This window comes from Microbacterium sp. K41 (assembly GCF_004794395.1).
Lineage (GTDB): Bacteria > Actinomycetota > Actinomycetes > Actinomycetales > Microbacteriaceae > Microbacterium > Microbacterium sufflavum.
The window spans coordinates 1-18,010 of record NZ_SSDO01000269.1 but is presented as its reverse complement, the minus strand read 5'-3'; the positions used below and the strand labels follow the sequence as shown (position 1 = coordinate 18,010).

The 18,010-nt window shown below is 65.4% G+C and carries 18 protein-coding genes, 1 tRNA gene and 1 pseudogene; 17 read left to right on the top strand and 3 right to left on the bottom strand.

Going from position 1 to position 18,010, the window contains the following annotated elements; all coding sequences use genetic code 11:
• Nucleotides 1-76: 76 nt before the first annotated feature.
• The 13 genes from DW309_RS07440 (at nt 77) to DW309_RS07380 (ending at nt 12,684) form a co-directional block, all read left to right on the top strand.
• Complete coding sequence (locus tag DW309_RS07440) at nt 77-1,468, top strand: FAD-binding oxidoreductase (protein WP_136045009.1); 1,392 nt, start codon at nt 77-79, stop codon at nt 1,466-1,468.
• A gap of 101 nt (nt 1,469-1,569) precedes the next feature.
• On the top strand, nt 1,570-2,460 hold the full coding sequence (locus DW309_RS07435) for a carbohydrate kinase family protein (RefSeq protein ID WP_136045008.1): 891 nt from the start codon (nt 1,570-1,572) through the stop codon (nt 2,458-2,460).
• A 103-nt stretch (nt 2,461-2,563) separates the two neighbouring features.
• Nucleotides 2,564-4,111 (top strand): S1C family serine protease, encoded by a 1,548-nt coding sequence (locus tag DW309_RS07430; protein ID WP_168387217.1) that lies wholly within the window; start codon nt 2,564-2,566, stop codon nt 4,109-4,111.
• A gap of 65 nt (nt 4,112-4,176) precedes the next feature.
• Nucleotides 4,177-4,581, top strand: coding sequence for a VOC family protein (locus DW309_RS07425; RefSeq protein ID WP_168387216.1), 405 nt, complete (start codon nt 4,177-4,179; stop codon nt 4,579-4,581).
• Nucleotides 4,582-4,616: 35 nt separating this feature from the next.
• Complete coding sequence (locus tag DW309_RS07420) at nt 4,617-5,819, top strand: NAD(P)/FAD-dependent oxidoreductase (protein WP_168387215.1); 1,203 nt, start codon at nt 4,617-4,619, stop codon at nt 5,817-5,819.
• Nucleotides 5,820-5,871: 52 nt separating this feature from the next.
• Nucleotides 5,872-6,699, top strand: coding sequence for a GNAT family N-acetyltransferase (locus DW309_RS20220; protein WP_446724687.1), 828 nt, complete (start codon nt 5,872-5,874; stop codon nt 6,697-6,699).
• Between the two features lie 32 nt (nt 6,700-6,731).
• Entirely contained in the window at nt 6,732-7,556 is an 825-nt protein-coding gene (locus tag DW309_RS07410) for an alpha/beta fold hydrolase (protein WP_168387213.1), read from the top strand.
• Nucleotides 7,557-7,582: 26 nt separating this feature from the next.
• Complete coding sequence (locus tag DW309_RS07405; protein ID WP_168387212.1) at nt 7,583-8,113, top strand: TetR-like C-terminal domain-containing protein; 531 nt, start codon at nt 7,583-7,585, stop codon at nt 8,111-8,113.
• The gene (locus tag DW309_RS07400) at nt 8,110-8,931 is read left to right on the top strand and encodes an alpha/beta fold hydrolase (RefSeq protein ID WP_136045002.1); all 822 of its coding nucleotides are present in this window, start codon (nt 8,110-8,112) and stop codon (nt 8,929-8,931) included. The genes DW309_RS07405 and DW309_RS07400 overlap by 4 nt, the downstream gene beginning before the upstream one ends.
• On the top strand, nt 8,928-9,422 hold the full coding sequence (locus tag DW309_RS07395; RefSeq protein WP_168387211.1) for a GNAT family N-acetyltransferase: 495 nt from the start codon (nt 8,928-8,930) through the stop codon (nt 9,420-9,422). The genes DW309_RS07400 and DW309_RS07395 overlap by 4 nt, the downstream gene beginning before the upstream one ends.
• Before the next feature lie 94 nt (nt 9,423-9,516).
• Entirely contained in the window at nt 9,517-9,930 is a 414-nt protein-coding gene (locus DW309_RS07390) for a DUF4260 family protein (RefSeq protein ID WP_168387210.1), read from the top strand.
• Nucleotides 9,927-10,466, top strand: a complete 540-nt coding sequence (locus DW309_RS07385) for a TetR/AcrR family transcriptional regulator (protein WP_168387209.1) — start codon at nt 9,927-9,929, stop codon at nt 10,464-10,466. Before DW309_RS07390 ends, DW309_RS07385 begins: the two co-directional genes overlap by 4 nt.
• Nucleotides 10,459-12,684: a HelD family protein gene (locus tag DW309_RS07380; RefSeq protein WP_524538334.1), complete on the top strand. Its 2,226-nt coding sequence runs from the start codon at nt 10,459-10,461 to the stop codon at nt 12,682-12,684. The genes DW309_RS07385 and DW309_RS07380 overlap by 8 nt, the downstream gene beginning before the upstream one ends.
• 42 nt (nt 12,685-12,726) lie before the next feature.
• On the opposite strand, the gene DW309_RS07375 is transcribed toward DW309_RS07380, so the two are convergent.
• Nucleotides 12,727-13,752: a DMT family transporter gene (locus DW309_RS07375; protein ID WP_136044997.1), complete on the bottom strand. Its 1,026-nt coding sequence runs from the start codon at nt 13,750-13,752 to the stop codon at nt 12,727-12,729.
• A 71-nt stretch (nt 13,753-13,823) separates the two neighbouring features.
• Between DW309_RS07375 and DW309_RS07370 the strand changes: the two genes are divergently transcribed.
• Entirely contained in the window at nt 13,824-14,732 is a 909-nt protein-coding gene (locus DW309_RS07370) for a LysR family transcriptional regulator (RefSeq protein ID WP_136044996.1), read from the top strand.
• Nucleotides 14,733-15,058: 326 nt separating this feature from the next.
• On the opposite strand, the gene DW309_RS07365 is transcribed toward DW309_RS07370, so the two are convergent.
• Together DW309_RS07365 and DW309_RS07360 are read right to left on the bottom strand one after the other, a co-directional pair.
• Nucleotides 15,059-15,132, bottom strand: a tRNA-Gly gene (locus DW309_RS07365).
• A 72-nt stretch (nt 15,133-15,204) separates the two neighbouring features.
• Nucleotides 15,205-15,582, bottom strand: coding sequence for a winged helix-turn-helix transcriptional regulator (locus tag DW309_RS07360; RefSeq protein ID WP_136044995.1), 378 nt, complete (start codon nt 15,580-15,582; stop codon nt 15,205-15,207).
• 86 nt (nt 15,583-15,668) lie between these two features.
• On the opposite strand from DW309_RS07360, the gene DW309_RS07355 reads away from it, so the two are divergent.
• The 3 genes and pseudogenes from DW309_RS07355 to DW309_RS07345 form a co-directional block, all read left to right on the top strand.
• Nucleotides 15,669-17,021, top strand: a complete 1,353-nt coding sequence (locus tag DW309_RS07355) for an MFS transporter (protein ID WP_168387208.1) — start codon at nt 15,669-15,671, stop codon at nt 17,019-17,021.
• Between the two features lie 55 nt (nt 17,022-17,076).
• Nucleotides 17,077-17,682, top strand: a complete 606-nt coding sequence (gene dcd / locus DW309_RS07350) for a dCTP deaminase (protein ID WP_136028727.1) — start codon at nt 17,077-17,079, stop codon at nt 17,680-17,682.
• Nucleotide 17,683: 1 nt separating this feature from the next.
• Nucleotides 17,684-18,010: pseudogene (locus tag DW309_RS07345) on the top strand (hypothetical protein); the annotation flags it as partial.

The following is an 18,010-nucleotide window of genomic DNA, read 5'->3' as shown; positions in this document are numbered from 1 at the left end:
GCGAGCGGACCGGTGCAAGGTCGGCGACAGGTGACCGAGAGAGAAATAGTCATCCGTCGATCTCACTGGAGGAATCATGTCGACCAATCTGGACGTCTCGCTCGTCGTCGAGCTCCGCGCCGCAGGGGTCTCGCACGCTTACGCAGCCAGCGACCCCGAGTACACCTCAGCGCTGCTGGGATTCAACCGGGACATCACCCACACGCCTGAACTGGTGGTGGTGCCACAGTCTTCTAGCGACGTTACGGCTACCGTGACGCTCGCCAACCGGCACGGCCTGCCTGTGCAGGTCCTGGGCAAGGGCCATGGAGCCCAGGCGGCCGTCACCGAGGGAATCGCCATCGCAACCGATGGGCTGGCGTTCGTCGAGGTGGATCCGGCGGCTCGCACTGCTCGCGTTGGCGCAGGCGCAACGTGGACGGACGTCCTCGATGCGGCTACTCCGCATGGGCTGGCGGCGCTCTGTGGATCCGCGCCGCACGTCGGCGTTGTCGGGTATCTGCTCGGCGGTGGCATCGGGCCCGTGGCCCGAACGTTCGGCTTCGCCGCCGACCACGTCCGGTGGATCAACGTCGTCACAGCCGATGGCGGGCTCGTTCGCGCCGACGCAGAGTTCAACCAGGACCTCTTCTGGGCACTGCGCGGGGGCAAGGGAGGCTTCGGCGTTGTGGTCGAGGTCGAGATCGACCTCTTCCCACTGTCGACCCTCTACGGCGGGGCGCTGTATTACGCGGCGGAGGACGCCGCGGCCGTCCTCCGTACTTTCGCCGAATGGTCCCATGACCTCCCGGACGAAATGACCACCTCGGTCGCAATGCTCCGGCTTCCGCCGCTCCCCGAGCTTCCCGAGCCGCTGCGCGGACGCTTCGTCTGCGCAGTGCGTATTGGATACGTCGGCGCGGCTGACGACGCCGAGGCACTGATGGCACCCCTTCGCGAGGTGGCACGTCCGCTCATCGACGCGGTGGGAGTGATGCCCTACCAGGAGATCGGGCGCATCCACGCCGACCCGGTGAATCCCATGCCCGTCATGGAAGGCGGCATCCTCCTCCACGGTTTCACCGCGGCCGCTGCAGACGCGCTGCTGGCAGTCGCGGGACCGAACGCCGATGTCCCACTCGCTGCCGTGGAAGTCCGACTGCTCGGAGGTGCGCTCGCGCGCACCCCCGAACCAGACAACGCTGTCGGAGGACGCGGTGCCGCGTACAGCCTCCACGTCGTCGGCGCTCCCGTACCGGAGCTGCTCCACACGGTCATCCCCGAGGTCATCGACACCCTCTTCACGACGATGGGCGGATGGAGGTCGCTATCCACGCAGATCAACTTCTTCGGCCGTGCCAACCGTCCCATCCCGGGGGTTCCGGTGACGTCATGGGCGCCGGACGTCGCCGCGCGACTCCGAGAGGTGCGTCGCAAGCACGACCCTGCAGGCCGCTTCCCCTATCCCCTCCATGGGGAAGCCATCTGAGGACCCCAGCCTCAGATACTGACGGTGTGCGGCGCTGCTTCGGCGTTGCACACCGTCTTCTTCATTCACGGCCCGACCACCACGAAAGAGTGACGCTGCCCATGCCCGAAACCTCACAGCCGCGTACCCCGCGCGTCGTAATCGTAGGCCCCGCATCCTGGAACCACCTCATCGAACTGGACCATCTTCCCGAACCCACGCCACACATGGAGTTCGCTCGGCGGTCCGCTCACACCATCGGGGGGACGTCGGCCGGAAAGGCGCTTCACCTCGCACAGCTAGGAACGTCCAGCGAGCTCCACGCGCTCCTCGCCGACGATCCAGAAGGTCGGCAGGTGCGCGCCGCGCTCGCCGCAGCGGGAGTCATGCTTCACGCGCATGCTTCGAGCCGCACCGAGAAGCACGTCAACCTCATGACTCGTGCGGGCGCGCGGCTATCCATCTACGTAGACACGCCGTCCTCCGCCTCCCAGGACACTCTCCATGCGCTGGAAACGGCGCTCGGAAGGACGGACCTCGCCGTCGTCGATCTCAGTGATCTCGGTGCAGCACTGCTCGAGCGGCGGCCCAAGGCTGCATGGGCAGCTGAACTCTGGGTCGACCTACACGACTACGACGGCGCCTCCCCGTATCACGAGCCCTTCGTGGAAGCGGCGGACGTGGTGTTCATGAACGACGACAACATAAGCGACCCGTGGGCGCTGATGAGCTCGTGCCTTGAGAGAGGACCACGACTCGCCGTGTGCACGCGCGGAGCGGCCGGAGCCGTCGCCCTGGACGCGGGTGGTACGCGATATTCCACCCAGGCCCTCCCCGTCGACATCGTGGACACCAACGGTGCCGGCGACGCGTTCATGGCGGGCTTCTTGCACACCGCCCTCGGAGGTTATGGCATCGACGAGAGCCTGCGACAGGGCGCCGCACAGGCCACCATCGCGCTGGGGAGCGTCCACCTGCACCCGTCACTATCTCCGACGCTCGACGCGGGATGACGTCGGTCGTCGGCCGAGCCGAGGGAACACGTGCAAGAGCGATGCAAGCCTGGCGAGGGTCGCGGGAAAGGACGTCGAAAGCGCTGATTTCTACGGTCGCACCATGACTTCTTCTCTAACCCGTCGGGCCACCAGTCGCCCCGCTCTGGCGCTCAGCGCCTTCACGCTTGCGCTCGTCTCACTGTCCGCATGCACCGCCCCCGCGGCTCCCTCCTCGTCATCCAGCAAGGCGGTGACGTTCGAGGACGTTCAGTCCGCCACTATCCAGATCGAAGCCGTTGGCACCTTTGTATCGCCCGAAGAGGGAGGCTACGAAGCCGCTGGACGTGGCTCCGGCTTCCTCGTCTCGTCCGACGGCATCGCCGTGACGAACAACCACGTTGTGGTGGGAGCCGGCACGCTCGATGTCTGGCTCGGGGGCGACACGGACAAGACTTACAACGCGAAGATTCTCGGCTCGTCCGAGTGCCTGGACCTCGCGGTCATTCAGCTTCCCGGCGACTCGTTCCCGTTCTTCGATTGGCGAGAGGGGGAGATCAAGACCGCGACGGATGTGTATGCGGCGGGCTTCCCCCTGGGGGATCCTACGTTCACCATGACGCGTGGCATCGTATCGAAGGCATCCACGCCGGGCGAGACGCCCTGGGCATCCCTGGACACCGTCATCGAACACGACGCTCGTATCCGCGGGGGAAACTCCGGCGGTCCACTCATCGACGACAAGGGACGACTGGTCGGCGTTAACTACGCCGGCAACAACACCTACGACACGAACCTCGCGATTCATCGTGACGAGGTGACGGCCGTCATCGATGACCTCATCGCCGGAAAGGACATCCTGAGCCTGGGCATCAATGCGCAGGCCATCGCGGACGAGAGCGGGCAAGGACTCGGCGTGTGGGTGAGCTCGGTGCAGTCCGGATCGCCCGCCGACAAGGCCGGCATCGAGCCTGGTGACCTCCTCACCAAATTGCAGGGCGTCACCCTCGCACAGGACGGAACACTCGCTGACTACTGCGATGTGCTCCGCACCCACGGACAGGACGCAACGCTCGACGTCGATGTCTATCGACCGGCTGACGGCATCTACTACCGTGGCCAATTCAACGGGGAAGCCCTAGAGGCAGTCCAGGTTCTGAGCACGCCGGACGAAGCCGAGGGGAGCAGCGAGGTCGCGACCGGTGACTTCGTCAGCATCACCGACGACTCCGGCAACATTCAAGTCGAGGTCCCTGCGGCCTGGAACCAGCTCGACGGAGCGGGGTACACCAACGATGACGGCACCTGGTCCAGCGTTATCGCCACGCCCGACATGGCTGGATTCTCGGACGGCTGGGACACTCCCGGGGTCTGGGTGGCCGCATCGCCGGACGCGAGCTCGAGAGTCACGCCGGACGTTCTTGTCCAGAGAGCGGACGAGTTCCTCGCCGCGAACTGCACTCCGCAGGAGTCTGCGCCGTTCGATGACGGAGTGCACACCGGGACGTATCAGGTGTACGAGCAGTGCGGCGGGGCTGGAGCCGCCTATGTGTTCCTCGCCGCCACTGCCAATGACGGCAGCTACACCATCACCGTTGCCGTTCAGGCGAACAGCGAACCCGACCTCGCCGCTATTGACCGCGTCATCGGCAGCTTCATCGCTCAGTTCTGAACCCGGAGACCGTGGTGCCGGGTGCATCGCCGACGCCACGGTTTCCTCAATCGAAAGGATCTACCGTGAGCGCATTGCGCATCGAGATCTTCCCTGATGATCTCGACCTGGCTGCAAGCTTCTACTCCGAAGTCCTGGAGTTCGACGTCGTGCGGGATGAGCGCACCGAGGCATCCCCTTACTTGGTGCTCCAGAGAGGCGACGTGCGCGTCGGAGCTGCCGAGCGGGCGTCGCTCAATACTCGTCCGCGGCGCCCTCCCATCGGTGTGGAACTTGTGCTCGAAGTGCACGACCTGGCGGCTGCGCGTCGGCGTGTCGAGGAGACCGCCTGGCCCATTGACGAGGACGTGACGTCCCGCCCATGGGGGCTTGAAGATTTTCGGCTGCTCGATCCATTCGGCTACTACTGGCGAATCACAGATCGCCAGCCCCGGCCACGCCACGCACAACACGACGAGGGCCGACCGTGAGACAAGATGCAGCGGCCAGGTCCAAGGTCGTCTCCGTGGTCGTCATTGGTGGCGGCTACGCGGGGGTCATCGCCTCCAACCGGCTTCTCGCATCCTTGACCCGTGAAGAACGAGCGCGGACCCGAGTCACCATCATCAACCCGACGGATCAGTTCATTCACCGTATTCAACTACACGAACACGCGGCCGGAATCCGAGACGCCGCTCTGGACCTCACCTCGATGATCCACGCCGACGTCACCGTCCTCCTCGGGCGCGCACAGCTCATCGACCCGGTCAGCCGTACGGTTCACGTCGAGACCGCGGACGCCTCTCATCCCCTTGCGTTCGACTGGCTCGTCTACGCGGTCGGTTCCTGCAGTTCCACCAAGGTTCAAGGGGCGGCGGATTTCGCGGTCAGCATCGGATCCATCGAGGGAGCACAAGAGATCTCTCGCCGCTTCGCGACCTCACGTATCCGAACCGTGTGCGTGGTCGGCGGGGGCCCGGCCGGCGTGGAGACCGCTGCCGAGCTGGCGCAAGCTCATACAAGTACCGAGGTCACGCTGCTGGCCGGACGCCAGATGCTGAGTGCTATGCGCGCTCCGGCGCGCCGTTCGATTCGCGGGCGTCTGCGCAGACTCGGAGTGACCGTCATCGAGGGGGCAACCGTCTCGGAGGTGACAGCCGACGGAGTGACCATGGATGACGGTGACCGACTGCCGTTCGACCTGGTCGTATGGTCCGCAGGTTTCGAGGTCCCGGACCTTGCCCGACGAAGCGGCCTTCCGGTGGACCGGGACGGAAGGCTGATGGTGGACGACACGCTCATCTGCGTCGGCAACGCACAGATCCTCGGAGCGGGAGACGCCGTCAAGGCGCCAGACTGGGTGGCCCGACACCTTCCGATGGGGGCACGCACTGCATTGCCTCTCGGAGGAGCAGCCGCGGACACGATACTCGCCCGCATGCGAGGGAAGACTCCCAAGCCGATCTCCATCGGTCTCCTTGGGCCATCTATCAGTCTCGGTCGCGAGGACGGGTACCTTCAGCTCGCCCGCCGCGATGACACCCCTACACCCGTCGCCTTCACTGGCGCTATCGGAGCCGCCATCAAGGCTTGGGTGTGCCGGATGACCGTAGACCGTACTCGCGCGGAACGCACATCGCCCGGCGCTTACCGGGTGCCGGCCGGACCCCGCCCACCTCGTCCACAAACGCTCGGCGTGCCCCCAACGCGCTCGCCGCGCACGAGATAGCCCTACGCGCAACCGCGCTCGTCTGATTGGAGAGATCGTCATCAACATTGAAGTGCAAGGTCCTCACCGGATCGTTCGCGCCGGATCCTCCTACGTTGGATGGGAGGCCATCGATGACGCGGGTCGCGTCCGCGGGTTCATCCTCGACCAGCCTGAGCAACCCGGAAGAGGCCGTGCCGGCGATTGGATTGCAGATACCCCGCAGGTACTGACCGCTCTCTACACCGAAGCGGCTGACGCGTGGACTAGAGCCGGATACTGGACCCACGAGTGCGTTTTCCCTACCGGGCATACCGCCGAGCGGGCTTTGCTCTCCCTCGGATTCGGTCATCAGCAGGCGTATGGCAAGATCCCAGTGCAGCGCCCGAGGGCGGATAGGAGCAGCGACGTGCAGATACGTCGTGGCGCAGACCTCGACGCGTTGCTTCCACGCGTTCCACTGATAGCCAAGCAACAGGAGCAGAGCCCAGTCTTCTCGCCGCGGTCCTCCCAGTTCTTCGACGAGCTCGAAGAAGGTTTCCGCGAGTGGGCAGCCGGGGACGACGTGGTCATCTTCGCGCACCAGGCGTCGCGCACGGACCGGCCCGCGGGGTACGTAGCACTGGAGCTCACCCAGAACGGGCCGGAGATAGCTCTCATGGCGGTCGATCCGAACAGGAGGGGCCAAGGGATCGGGTCAGCTTTGCTCATCGAGGCTCATCGTTGGGCCTCCGCGCGGCAGTACACGCAGATCCGCGTTGACTGGCGCACCGCGAACATACAGGCAGAGGCGTTCTGGTTTCGTGCGGGAGCTCAGTCAACCAGTTCCGATGGAGTCGTACCATCCATGGTGATCCGTGCTGAGAGGGGAGACGGGGGCCGCCCTATATGTACCCATTGACACACACGGCTAAGGCTATTAGCCTTAGCCTCATGACCAATTACCTCAGCATCAGGACCATTGACGGCGAACGAAAGTTGGCGTTCGACGACACGGGCTCAGGGCCGCTCGTCATTGCGATGACCGGCATGGGCGATGTCCGCGAACAGTACCGTTTCCTCCGTCGCGACCTCGTCGCAGCCGGCCACCGCGTCGTGACCGTGGATGCTCGTGGGTTCGGCGACTCCTCTCCGGAGTGGCCCGAGTTCACCCGTGAGGCAATCGCTGGCGACTACCTGGCGCTTATACGAGAATTGAACGGCGGGCCGGCCACTCTCGTAGCGAGTTCCTACGTCGGTGGCGCCGCGACTCTCGCTTCCGTCCTAGAGCCTGCCCTCGTTACCGGCATCGTGCTTCTCGGTGGCTTCATCCGCGAGGAACCGCCAACAATGGCGAGTCGAATGCTCAAGAAATTCATGGCCTCGCCGCTCGCCCGAGGGATGTGGCCGGGATACTACAAGTCGCTCTACACATCCGCGAAGCCGGCCGATCTCGATGACCACATCGCGGCCATCAGGCAGAACCTCAAAGAAACGGGTCGATGGCGAGCTCTCGGACGCATGATCCTCTCCGACAACACCGCGTCAGACGCTCGCATCGTCGAGGTCAGCCGTCCCACTCTCGTGGTTGTCGGAAGCAAAGATCCAGACTTCAAGAACCCTGCGAGCGAGATCGCATACGCGCGGGAGGCCATCAAAGGCGCGATGGACGGGCTGCTCGTCGATGGCGCCGGTCACTACCCGCACGCCGAGGTGCCGAACGCAGTCTCGCCTCGCGTCATCGAGTTCATCGAGCAGACATGCCCCGCAAAGGCCTAACCCGCGCGACCGTCTTGGCTGAGGCTGTGGAACTCGTCGACGCTCACGGCTATGACCAGTTGTCACTGACGACCCTGGCCGAACGGCTCGGCGTACGGCCCCCTTCGCTGTACAAACACGTTGCCAGTGTCGAGGACGTTCGACTCGGACTGTCGGTCATCGCCTATCGCGACCTTGAGAGAGAACTCGCCGCCTCACTCGAGGAGAACACCCATGCGCCCATCATCCCGTTCGCGTCGGCATATCGCCGGTTCGCGCGATCTCACCCCGGCCTCGTGAACAGCACCATCCGTGTCCTGCCCGGTTTCGAGGAAGAACTACGCGAAGCAGAGTCCGCCGCGGTGCAACCCCTGGTTCGCGTGCTGCAGCGCTACGGAGTCGAGCACCCCACGCGCCAGGTCCACCTCGCGCGATTCGTGCGAAGTGCCCTCCACGGCTTCCTCAGTATCGAGGCCGCTGACGGATTTCTGCGCTCGGAACCCGTCGAAGACAGCTATCAGACAGTCGTCGAAAGCCTCGACCTCGTCCTCAGAAGTGAGAAAGGTACAACATCATGACCGCCACCTCGGCCACTCAGCAGATCTCCACTTCCCTAGGAGCCCTGCACGTCCGAACCGAAGGAACTGGACCCGACGCCGTGCTGTGGCATGGCATGTTCATCGATGGGACAAGTTGGGACCGAGTCGTCCCCAGCCTCGGAGCTGAACGGACTCTACACATCATCGACGGGCCTGGACACGGCCGCAGCCAGACGCTGAGCCGGGTGGCGACGGTGGAAGAATGCGCTGCCGTCGCGCGGGAGGTCATGGACGAGCTCGATATCGACGGCCCTGTGGATTGGGTGGGCAACGCTTGGGGCGGACATGTCGGCATGGCCGTCGCCATCAAGTTTCCCGCGCGAGTGCGGTCGCTCATCGCAATCAGCTCCCCTCCGAAGGAAATCAGCCCGGAACTTCGACGCAAGATCACCCTGCTGCGGCCGCTCCTGCGCACCTTCGGGTATAGGGGACCTCTCCTGAACGCGGTTCTCGCATCGCAGCTGTCGCCGGACTCCTTGAGTGACGAGATGCTGCGAGGCGAGGTTGTTAGTGCGATGCGGCGAGCAGATCCGGTGGGTATCGCTCGAGCTATCCAGTCATTCATCCTCAATCGCACGGATGTATCGGCGGACCTGCGTTCTCTCGCCGCTCCCACTCTTTTCATCGCATCTGATGACCGGGGTGAGTTCACCGCGGAAGACGCGAGACGGGCCGCGGAGGCGACGCCCCGAGGGTCGTGGTCAGTTGCCCGCGATGCGCGCGCTCTGATTCCCCTTGAGCAGCCCGAATGGCTTGCTCAACGAGTTTCGCGTTTCTGGAAGGAGGCCGAGGCATGAACAGCATCCCAGGCCTGCCGGCGCCCTCTGATCTGTGCTTACGAAACGCGGCGGATAGCGACGCGTTTGCCATCGCCCGACTGATCCGGGAATCGAAGAAGGCGGCGATGCCGTGGCTTCCGGTGGTGCACTCACTAGAAGAGGATGTGGGATGGGTCTCCAACGTTCTCCTCAGAGAACAGGTGGTCACGCTCGTCACGCACGACGAGGACCTCGTCGGCGTGCTCGCGACGACTCCGGGCTGGGTTGAACAGCTGTATGTCAGTCCCGGTCAGCAGGGGCGGGGAATCGGATCCTTGCTACTTCGATCCGCCATGGACGCCGCGGCCGGGCCCATTCGGCTCTGGACCTTTCAACGGAACCTGCGAGCGCGTCGTTTCTACGAACGGCATGGGTTCGTGGTGGTCGGGACTACCGATGGCGAGAACGAAGAAAAGCAGCCAGACGTGCTCTACCAGTACGGAACAACTGCTTCTGACGAGGAAAGCTGAGGACCACGGTGTGCAAGTTCCATGGCGTCGCTGACGGCGGCGGTTGCCCACCTCGCTCTTGCGAGACACTGACGGAGCTAATATGATTAGCCGTATGAACGCTATTCGAATCGCCTGGTGCGTCGCCGCGTTCACGCTGTTGGGCTTCGCGATCTTCGAGTCGGTGAAGTATGGCTGGGTGGCCGCAGGGGTTATCGCCGTCTTCGCAATCCTGCCGGATGTGCCGATCCTGCGCGGATTCCAGTCCAGCGGCATCATGCGGGTTCAGTACGTGCGTCTCTACAACATTCTTCATTCAACCTGGATCCCTGTCGCCTTGATGCTTGCAGCGATGCTTCCCGTCCCCCCGCTCGGTTGGGGGCTCCGCCCAGGGCTGGAACTCTTCCTGGCAGGAGTCGCATGGCTCCTACACATCAGCGTCGACCGTGCCGTCGGATTCGGCATGAGGGAGCGCGACGGAACCATCCGACCCGTGGGTACGCGCGGTCCTTCGAAGGCGCGAGCATGAAGCCGTCATCGCGGCGCGAGGAGCTGCTGGATCTTGCTGAAGAACTTCTCGAGCAGGTCGGTATCGATGGGTTCGGTGTAGGGACGCTGGCCGCTGCAGCGACTATCAAACCACCAAGCCTCTATAAGCACTTCGCCGGGGTAGGCGACATTTACCAGGGCCTCATAGCTCGCGGGTTTCGGAGATTCGGAGCCGCTATGGCTCAGGCGCCGGCGGCTCCGACACGGGCGGCGGCGTTGACGAGCTTCGCGGCGATCTACCGCGCTGAGGCCTTGGCGAGGCCTCAGTTGTATCTGTTGATGACAGCGCGGCCACTGGACCGTGCGACTCTCGAGCCCGGGGCGGAGGAGGAAGCGATGGCGGGGTTGATCTCGATATTCGGCGAGACGCAGGCCGACCACACCCTCTCGCGCTCTGCGTGGTCCTGGGCGCACGGGATAGCAAGCCTCGAGATCGCGAAGCGGTTCCCGCCGGACGCAGATATCGACGCGGCGTGGCAGGTGCTGGTCGACACCCTTTCAGAGCGCCTTGTCTGAGCCGACACTTATATCCTCCGCCGGGAAACAATCTGCACTGATCCAAGACGCACAAGCGCGCTTGGACCTCGTTCGCGCCGAGCTGTCCGCCTCGATAGAGCAGGCTGAAACGTACGCGCTCCAAGCCCAGCTCGATAGCGGCGACGGGGTCGCGCTGTCCGAGCGGGACATCCGCATCGCTCACCACGCGAGCAGAGCGGAGCAACTACGGCGATCCCAGGATGGGATTCTGTTCGGACGAGTGGAGATTGACGGCGATGCGCTGTTCATCGGTCGGCAGTCCGTGCTCGACCAGGCCACGCACGAGGTATTGCTTGTTGACTGGCGCGCGCCGGCCGCCCGCCCCTTCTACGCGGCCACGCCGATGCACCCGATGGGCGTGCGGACGCGCTCGCACATTCGAACCCAAGGATGGAAGATTCTCTCCTGCGAGATCGAACATCTCCTCGGAACCGCTACCCCCGTCACGGGTACTACGACTGCACTACTAACGGCGCTCGATGCGCCTCGCGCGGACCGTATGGGAAGCATGGCGGCAACAATCCAAGCCGAGCAGGACGCCATCATCCGAGCGAACCTGGCTGGCACGCTCCTCATCAACGGAGCTCCCGGAACCGGGAAGACGGCGGTCGCACTGCACCGCGCTGCGTACCTGCTCTACGAGAACCGCAGCCGCCTTGAGCGCGCCGGTGTGCTTTTCATCGGGCCGTCCGCGAAGTTCCTTGACTACGTCTCCTCAGTCTTGCCGTCACTCGGCGAAACCAGCGTTGTGATGGCGACCATACCCGAGCTCGTCGGTGTCGAGCCCACAAAGACGGACGGGCCGTACATCGCTGAGCTCAAAGGCCGCCAAGCCATCGCTGGCGCCATCGCGAGCGCGGTGTCAATTATCACTTCCCCCACACCTGCCGCTGTGGAACTTCACCTCGAATCCGGCGGGCATCTCATTCTTCCCGCCAGCCTGGTGGACCATGTTCGTGAGCAAGCGCGCGCCGAACACCCACAGCACAATCGCGGCCGGCCCTACTTCGAGCGCTACTTGCAATCTGCTGTTGCAAGAGGATGGGCATCGCACCGCGCTCAACGGTTCAACCTGTCCGTGACCGACGAAGACGTCGCCGACGCCCTCGTCGAACTAGCGACGGACGACGCGTTCGCGGCGGCCGTAGACCGGCTCTGGCCGGTGCTCGCGCCACAGGATGTGCTGTCAGCCATCGCCACCAGCCCTGAGATGCTCGTAGATGCGGGCTATACCCGGGTTGCCGCCGACCATCTTGCCGCGGACCTCAAATCGCCGGGGACAAGCATTGGTGACGGTGTACTTCTCGACGAGGCCGCCTCTCTTCTCGGAGAGGATCCCCGACCAGCGGCGTTGCTCTCAGCTCGCGAGGACGCGGAGGCAGAAGCCGAGCTCCAGTACGCCCAGGGGGTGCTGGACATCCTGTCGGACACAACCGCAGACGACACCGGAACTGCCGGCTCCGTAGTCTCTGCTCGCATGCTGGCTCATCGACAGCGACACGACTACGACGCCGCGTTTCCGGCGAAGGCACTCGCGGACCGGGAGTGGGTGTACGGGCATGTGGTGGTGGATGAGGCCCAAAACCTCACACCCATGATGGTGCGGGCGCTCGTGCGGAGATGTCCCTCGCGGTCGTTCACGCTCGTCGGCGACCTGCATCAAGCGGCTACAGCTCGTCACGTTGAAACTTGGGATGACGTGCTCGGCGACGAACTACGCCGACGGGACGAACATCGGTTGACGGTCAACTATCGAACGCCGGCAGAGTTCATGCAACACGCCTTGTCCGTCCTCCCGAACGTTGACGTCGAGAACGACCGCCCCGCCTCGCTCCGAACAGCGACGGAGCCCGTGCGGGAGCACAGCAGTCCAGCCCCAGACGTGACCGCTCTCGGCATCGCACGCCGCCGCCACGCGCGGGCGCCCCAACGGTCGGTCGCGGTGATCTCGTCGGAACTCTTCGCGCCGTCACTGTCTGGTCTCGGCAAGGGCGATTGGGAACCGTGGATAGGCACCCCCGATGATGCTCGAGGACTGGAGTTCGACAGCGTTATAGTCGTCGACCCCGACCGGATAGCGAACACGCCACAATTCGGCGTCAACTCTCTCTACGTGGCGATGACACGCGCCACCCAGACGCTCGACATTGTTCGAAGAGGCGAAGACGAACCTGTAACGCACGGCCTCTCGCTATGACATCCCCGCGATGGGCGCGACTGCAGTAGCGATCTTCAATGGCTATCGCGGTGAGAGCCGGCTGCGTGTGACGCTCGTGGGACTCGCCGCTTCTGGCAGCGAAGCCGCGGTGGCGCTGGCCCTCTCGTCCGGCGCAGAGGCGCCCATTGCGGGAGGGATAGTGGATGAGCGCTCGGCGGATCGTCGATGGCTTCGTTCGATTGCTTGGCCGGCGTAGCTTGCGGCGACGATCAGCACACCTCCCAGCACGCCGAGGATGCCGATCTGGTCACCTGCCAGCAGAACACCGAAGGTCAGCGCCCATACGGGCTCGGTTCCCATGAGAATGCTTGCTCGCGATGCAGAGGTGCGCCGAACCGCCCAGAGTTGCACCACGAACGCAAAAACCGAGCACCCCAGGCTGAGGAACAGGACATTCAACCATCCGGCAACGCTTAGCCGGAGCGCAGCGTGTGGAAGCTCGGCGCCAGCGAGTATCGAGAACAGGGAGGCGCAGACGAGCATCTGGATGAGCACCACGCCCAGAGAACTGTCGGTGCGTCCTCGAGTCAGTTGGGCGCTCGCCGTGACGTGAATCGCTCGAACGGCGGCGGCGATGATGATTAGACAGTCTCCAACGGAGGGTGCCCGCAAGCCCCCCGCAGAGACGAGGAGTGCGACGCCGACAACAGCGGTCATGGCCGCCACGAAGTACGACCGTGGCAACCAAGATCGAGATGCAAGCCCTTCAAGTGCAGGTGTCATGACTAGCGCGAGGCTGATGAGTAGTCCGGCATTGGTGGCGGACGTGAGGTGAACCCCGAAGGTCTCGAGGCCGATGACCGCTGCCTGGGAGACGCCGAGCACGCCCGAGATCACGAGACCGCGCCCTCGCGGAAGCCGCACTCCCCAGATCGCGCAGATGCACGCGGTCACCGCCGCAGCTGCGAGGAAGCGTAGGGCGACGGCTGATGGCGCGCCGACCTCGCTAGAGAGGTCTTTGGCCGCTACAAAGCTCGCGCCCCACACCGCGGCCACGCCTATCAGCATCAAGTCGACTGCGCGTTCGGTACGAAACTGAGAGAGCATGATGCCAGTCTTCGAGCAGTGACGGCTTAGAGCAATACGAATCACATTCACTCACGCATAAGCTCAACCTTATGGATTCCAATCGTCTTGTGCTTCTCCGTGAGCTCGCCGACCGAGGCAGTGTGGCTGCGGTCGCGACCGCATGGAACGTCAGTGCCTCCGCAGTCTCTCAGCAGCTCGCTGCTCTTCAGGCGGGAATACCCGTACCGCTGACGGTCCGCAGCGGTCGTCGGCTCGTGTTGACAGAAGCGGGGGAGGCACTCGCGGTCGCCGCAACCAGGGTCGAAGAAGCAAAAGCACTAGCCCAGGGCGCCATCGAGACGTTCCTCGAACGTCCCGAGCGGGCAGTCACCGTTTCTGCCTTCCACAGTGCGGGCTACGCCTTGTTCGGTCCACTGCTCGCACGTGTCGAAGGCCATGTTCTGGTGGAGCTCGCGGACGCCGATGTCGCGCACGACGAATTCATGAGTCTCACTGCCGACTACGATCTGGTCATCGCTCACAGACTCGCGCATCAGCCTGAGTGGCCTCGAATAAGGCATGTTGTGACTTCGCTGCTCGTCGAGCCGCTCGACATTGCCATGCACGAGCACCATCCACTCGCAGCCCAGTCGACCATTCATCCGAGGCAACTCGCGGGCGAGCGGTGGATTTCTACTCACGAGGGCTTTCCTCTAGCGGGTGTCTTGCAGCACATTGCGGGTCTGGCAGGCGAGGCGCCGCGGGTCGCTCACAGGATCAACGAATTCTTCCTCGCTGCACAGGTCATACGGACCGGGGCGGCAATTGCAGTGATGCCGCGAATCACTGCCGCGGCTCTCGCGACGGATGGCATGGTGCTTCGCCCGCTTAAGGGCGAACCGCTGGTCCGGCACGTGGACGTTCTCGCACGACCAGATTCCCTCGCGCTTCCATCAGTGCGACTCGTTCGTGACGCGCTGCGGGAATTGGCGGAGACGGTCGGCGCGGGGCCAGGGTAGGTTGAGTAGGAACGCGGGCGCTCGATTCAACGAGGGCTAGCGAGCGCTCGGCTCATGAGAACCCGGAGTTGTTGCAGCGAGTGTCGGCGCTGCTCGGAGTCCTCGGGAGAGCGCGACCACGGCGCTGCACTGGCTGAAAGGTCCCAAAGCCATTCCTCGTGCACGCGCCTCTCGCTTAGCGCCACGGCTATCCATCCATGCCTTCGCGAGGGGTCAGAAGCTCGGCGTCCGCTCTCCTGGCGTTATAGCGAGCGTGGCTGAGTAACCCCAGAGAACATCAGTCTGAAGTAGCTCAAGAATGTCCGGAATAGCTTTGGAAGTGACAGTGGAGGGGCTGACGGGAATCGAACCCGCGCTGTCTGCTTGGGAAGCAGAAGTTCTACCATTGAACTACAGCCCCGAACCCGCCCGAGAGCAGGTGAGGGCAAGCCTACCTGTCTCCGGGGCGATGGCCAAAGCGTGAACCGCGGCGTCAGGCCGTGGCGTCCGCCGTCGCGGGGGTGTCGCGCTGCTGCCCCGCGTACATCGTGCCCCACCGCGTGAGCGCGTCGACGAGCGGGGTCGCGGTCGTGCCCAGCTCGCTCAGCCGGTACTCCACCTTGGGCGGGACCTCGCGGTAGACCGTGCGGGTGATCAGGCCGTCCGCCTCCAGCTCGCGCAGCTGCCGGGTGAGCACGCGCGACGTGGGGTCCTGCAGCAGGCGCCCGAGCTCACCGAAGCGCAGCACGCCGTGCTCGGCGAGCAGCGACAGGATGCTCGGCTTCCACGCGCCGCCGAGCACGGCGATCGAAACCTCCGCGTCGCAGGTCTCGGTCCACTCGCGGACGATCCTGGCCGTCTTCTCGCGCATCGCGCCCTCCACAGTATCCAAACGGTAAGTACGTGACGACAATGTCGGTACTTGTGGCCCTTGCCTGTACTTTACAGACTGAGTCCGTGACCACCAGCCCCGTCGTCGTCCCCGTCCGCTCCTCTCTCCGGCTCTGGATGGCGATGGTGCCGCTCCTACTCGGCGTGCTCATCGGCGCTCTGGCGATCAGCAGCGTGTCCACGGCGCTGCCCGCGATCCGCGACGACCTCGCGCTGACCGACACCGAGGGTCTCTGGCTCGTCGACGTCTACGCGCTGTCGCTCGCGGCGACGCTGATCCTGGCGGCGCGGATCGGCGACGCGTTCGGGCGCAAGACCATCGTCGTGATCGGGCTCGTCGGCTTCGCGGTGCTCAACGGCATCGGCGGCGTCGCCACCAGCGGCCTGCTGCTCATCGTGATCCGGGCTCTGCTCGGCGTTGCGGAGGCCTTCGTGGTCGCGGGTGTGGTGGCCACGATCGGTGCGACCTTCCAGGCGAGGGAGCGCGTGCTCGCGTACGGGCTCTGGACCGCCACCTTCGGCACGGGCAGCGCCCTCGGACCCGTGCTCGGCGGGCTCCTCGCGGAGGGGCCCGGCTGGCGATGGTTGCTGCTGGGCAGTGTGCCGCTCGCGGTGGCCGCCGCCCTGCTCGCCCTGTGGCTCGTGCCGGACTCGCGCAGCACGCAGCCGCCGTCGTGGGACGTGCCGAGCATCCTGTCGTCGATCGTCGCGCTCGGCGCCCTCGTTTTCGCGCTGCACGAGGTGCTGGCCGCTCCCGTGTCGGCCGCGGTGGCCGCGGTCGTGTCGGTAGCCAGCCTCGTGTTCTTCGTGCGGCGGCAGCGTCGGCTGCCCCTCCCGCTGCTCGACCTGGCGCTGTTCCGGGTGCCGGGATTCAGTCCGGCGATCGTGCGCATCATCGTCAGCAGCGGGGCGTCGTCGGCGTCGGTGCTCCTGGTGAGCCTGCACCTGCAGGATGCGCGCGGACAGAGTGCCGCCGAGGCGGGCATCGCGCTGCTGCCGCAGGCCGCGGCGATCGCGATCGGCGGGGTGCTGGCGCCGCTCGCGCTGCGCTGGCTGTCGGCGAACGCACTCACCGTGCTGGTGCTGCTGCTGCAGGCGTTCGGGCTCGTGTGGCTCGCGTTCGACCCCGGCATCGTGGCGCTGCCCCTCGTGCTGGTCGGGCTCGGGTTCGGCATCGCGGGGACCCTCGCCGCCGCGACGCTGTTCGAGGTGACGACCGAGGATCAGGCGGGACAGGTCGGGGCGGTGCAGGAGGTGGGCTTCGCCCTGGGCGGCGGACTCGGCATCGCGGTGTTCGGCACGATCGCGGCCGTGCTCGTGACGGACGGCTTCCCGGTGGCGGTGGTCGCGGCGGCGGTGACCGTGACGGCGGCCGCGCTGCTCCCGCTGCTCTCGCGTCGCAGCGCCCCGGCCCTGTGACGCGGATGCCGCAGGTCGCGTGAGGCGCGACCCGTGCGGTGACTAGGCTGAGGCCGTGCTTCTCAGCGATCGCGACATCAGGGCAGAACTCGCGTCGGGCCGTGTCGGCCTGGCTCCGCACGAGCCGGAGATGATCCAGCCGTCCAGCATCGACGTGCGCCTGGACCGCTACTTCCGCCTCTTCGACAACCACAAGTACCCGTTCATCGACCCGTCGGTGGATCAGCCCGAGCTCACCCGGCTCATCGAGGTCGATCCGGACGAGCCGTTCATCCTCCACCCCGGCGAGTTCGCGCTCGGGGCGACGTTCGAGCAGGTGACGCTGCCGGACGACATCGCCGCGCGTCTCGAGGGCAAGTCCTCGCTCGGGCGCCTCGGCCTGATCACGCACTCCACGGCCGGGTTCATCGACCCCGGGTTCACGGGTCATGTGACGCTGGAGCTGGCGAACGTCGCGACCCTGCCGATCAAGCTGTGGCCGGGGATGAAGATCGGGCAGCTGTGCTTCTTCCGGCTCACCTCGCCCGCCGAGAACCCCTACGGCTCCGGCCCCTACGGCAACCGGTACCAGGGGCAGCGCGGGCCCACCGCGTCGCGGTCGTTCCAGAACTTCCACCGCACCGACGTGGGCGTGACCGATGTGGGAGCGATCGGAGGCTGACATGAGCGACGGCGACGGGCGGACCCCGGAGGAGCCCGGAACCCCGGGTGGACCTGTGGCCCCGGACGAGTCGGTGACGCCCGAGCCCCTGCTGCCTCATGAGCCCGCGGCCCCGGATGAGCCCGCGCTCCCGGATGAGCCGGGTGCCGCCGGTGCGGCCGTCCCGACGGAGTCCGCGGCGATCCGTCCGGCGGACGACGTGATCCCTCCGGCCCCGCCGGAGACCCCGATCCCGGACGGCCTGCTTGACCCACCGCCCGCCGACATCCCGCCCGCGGACGCCGTGCTCCCGCCGCCTCCGCCGGCCACGCGCCGCTCGGAGCGCGAG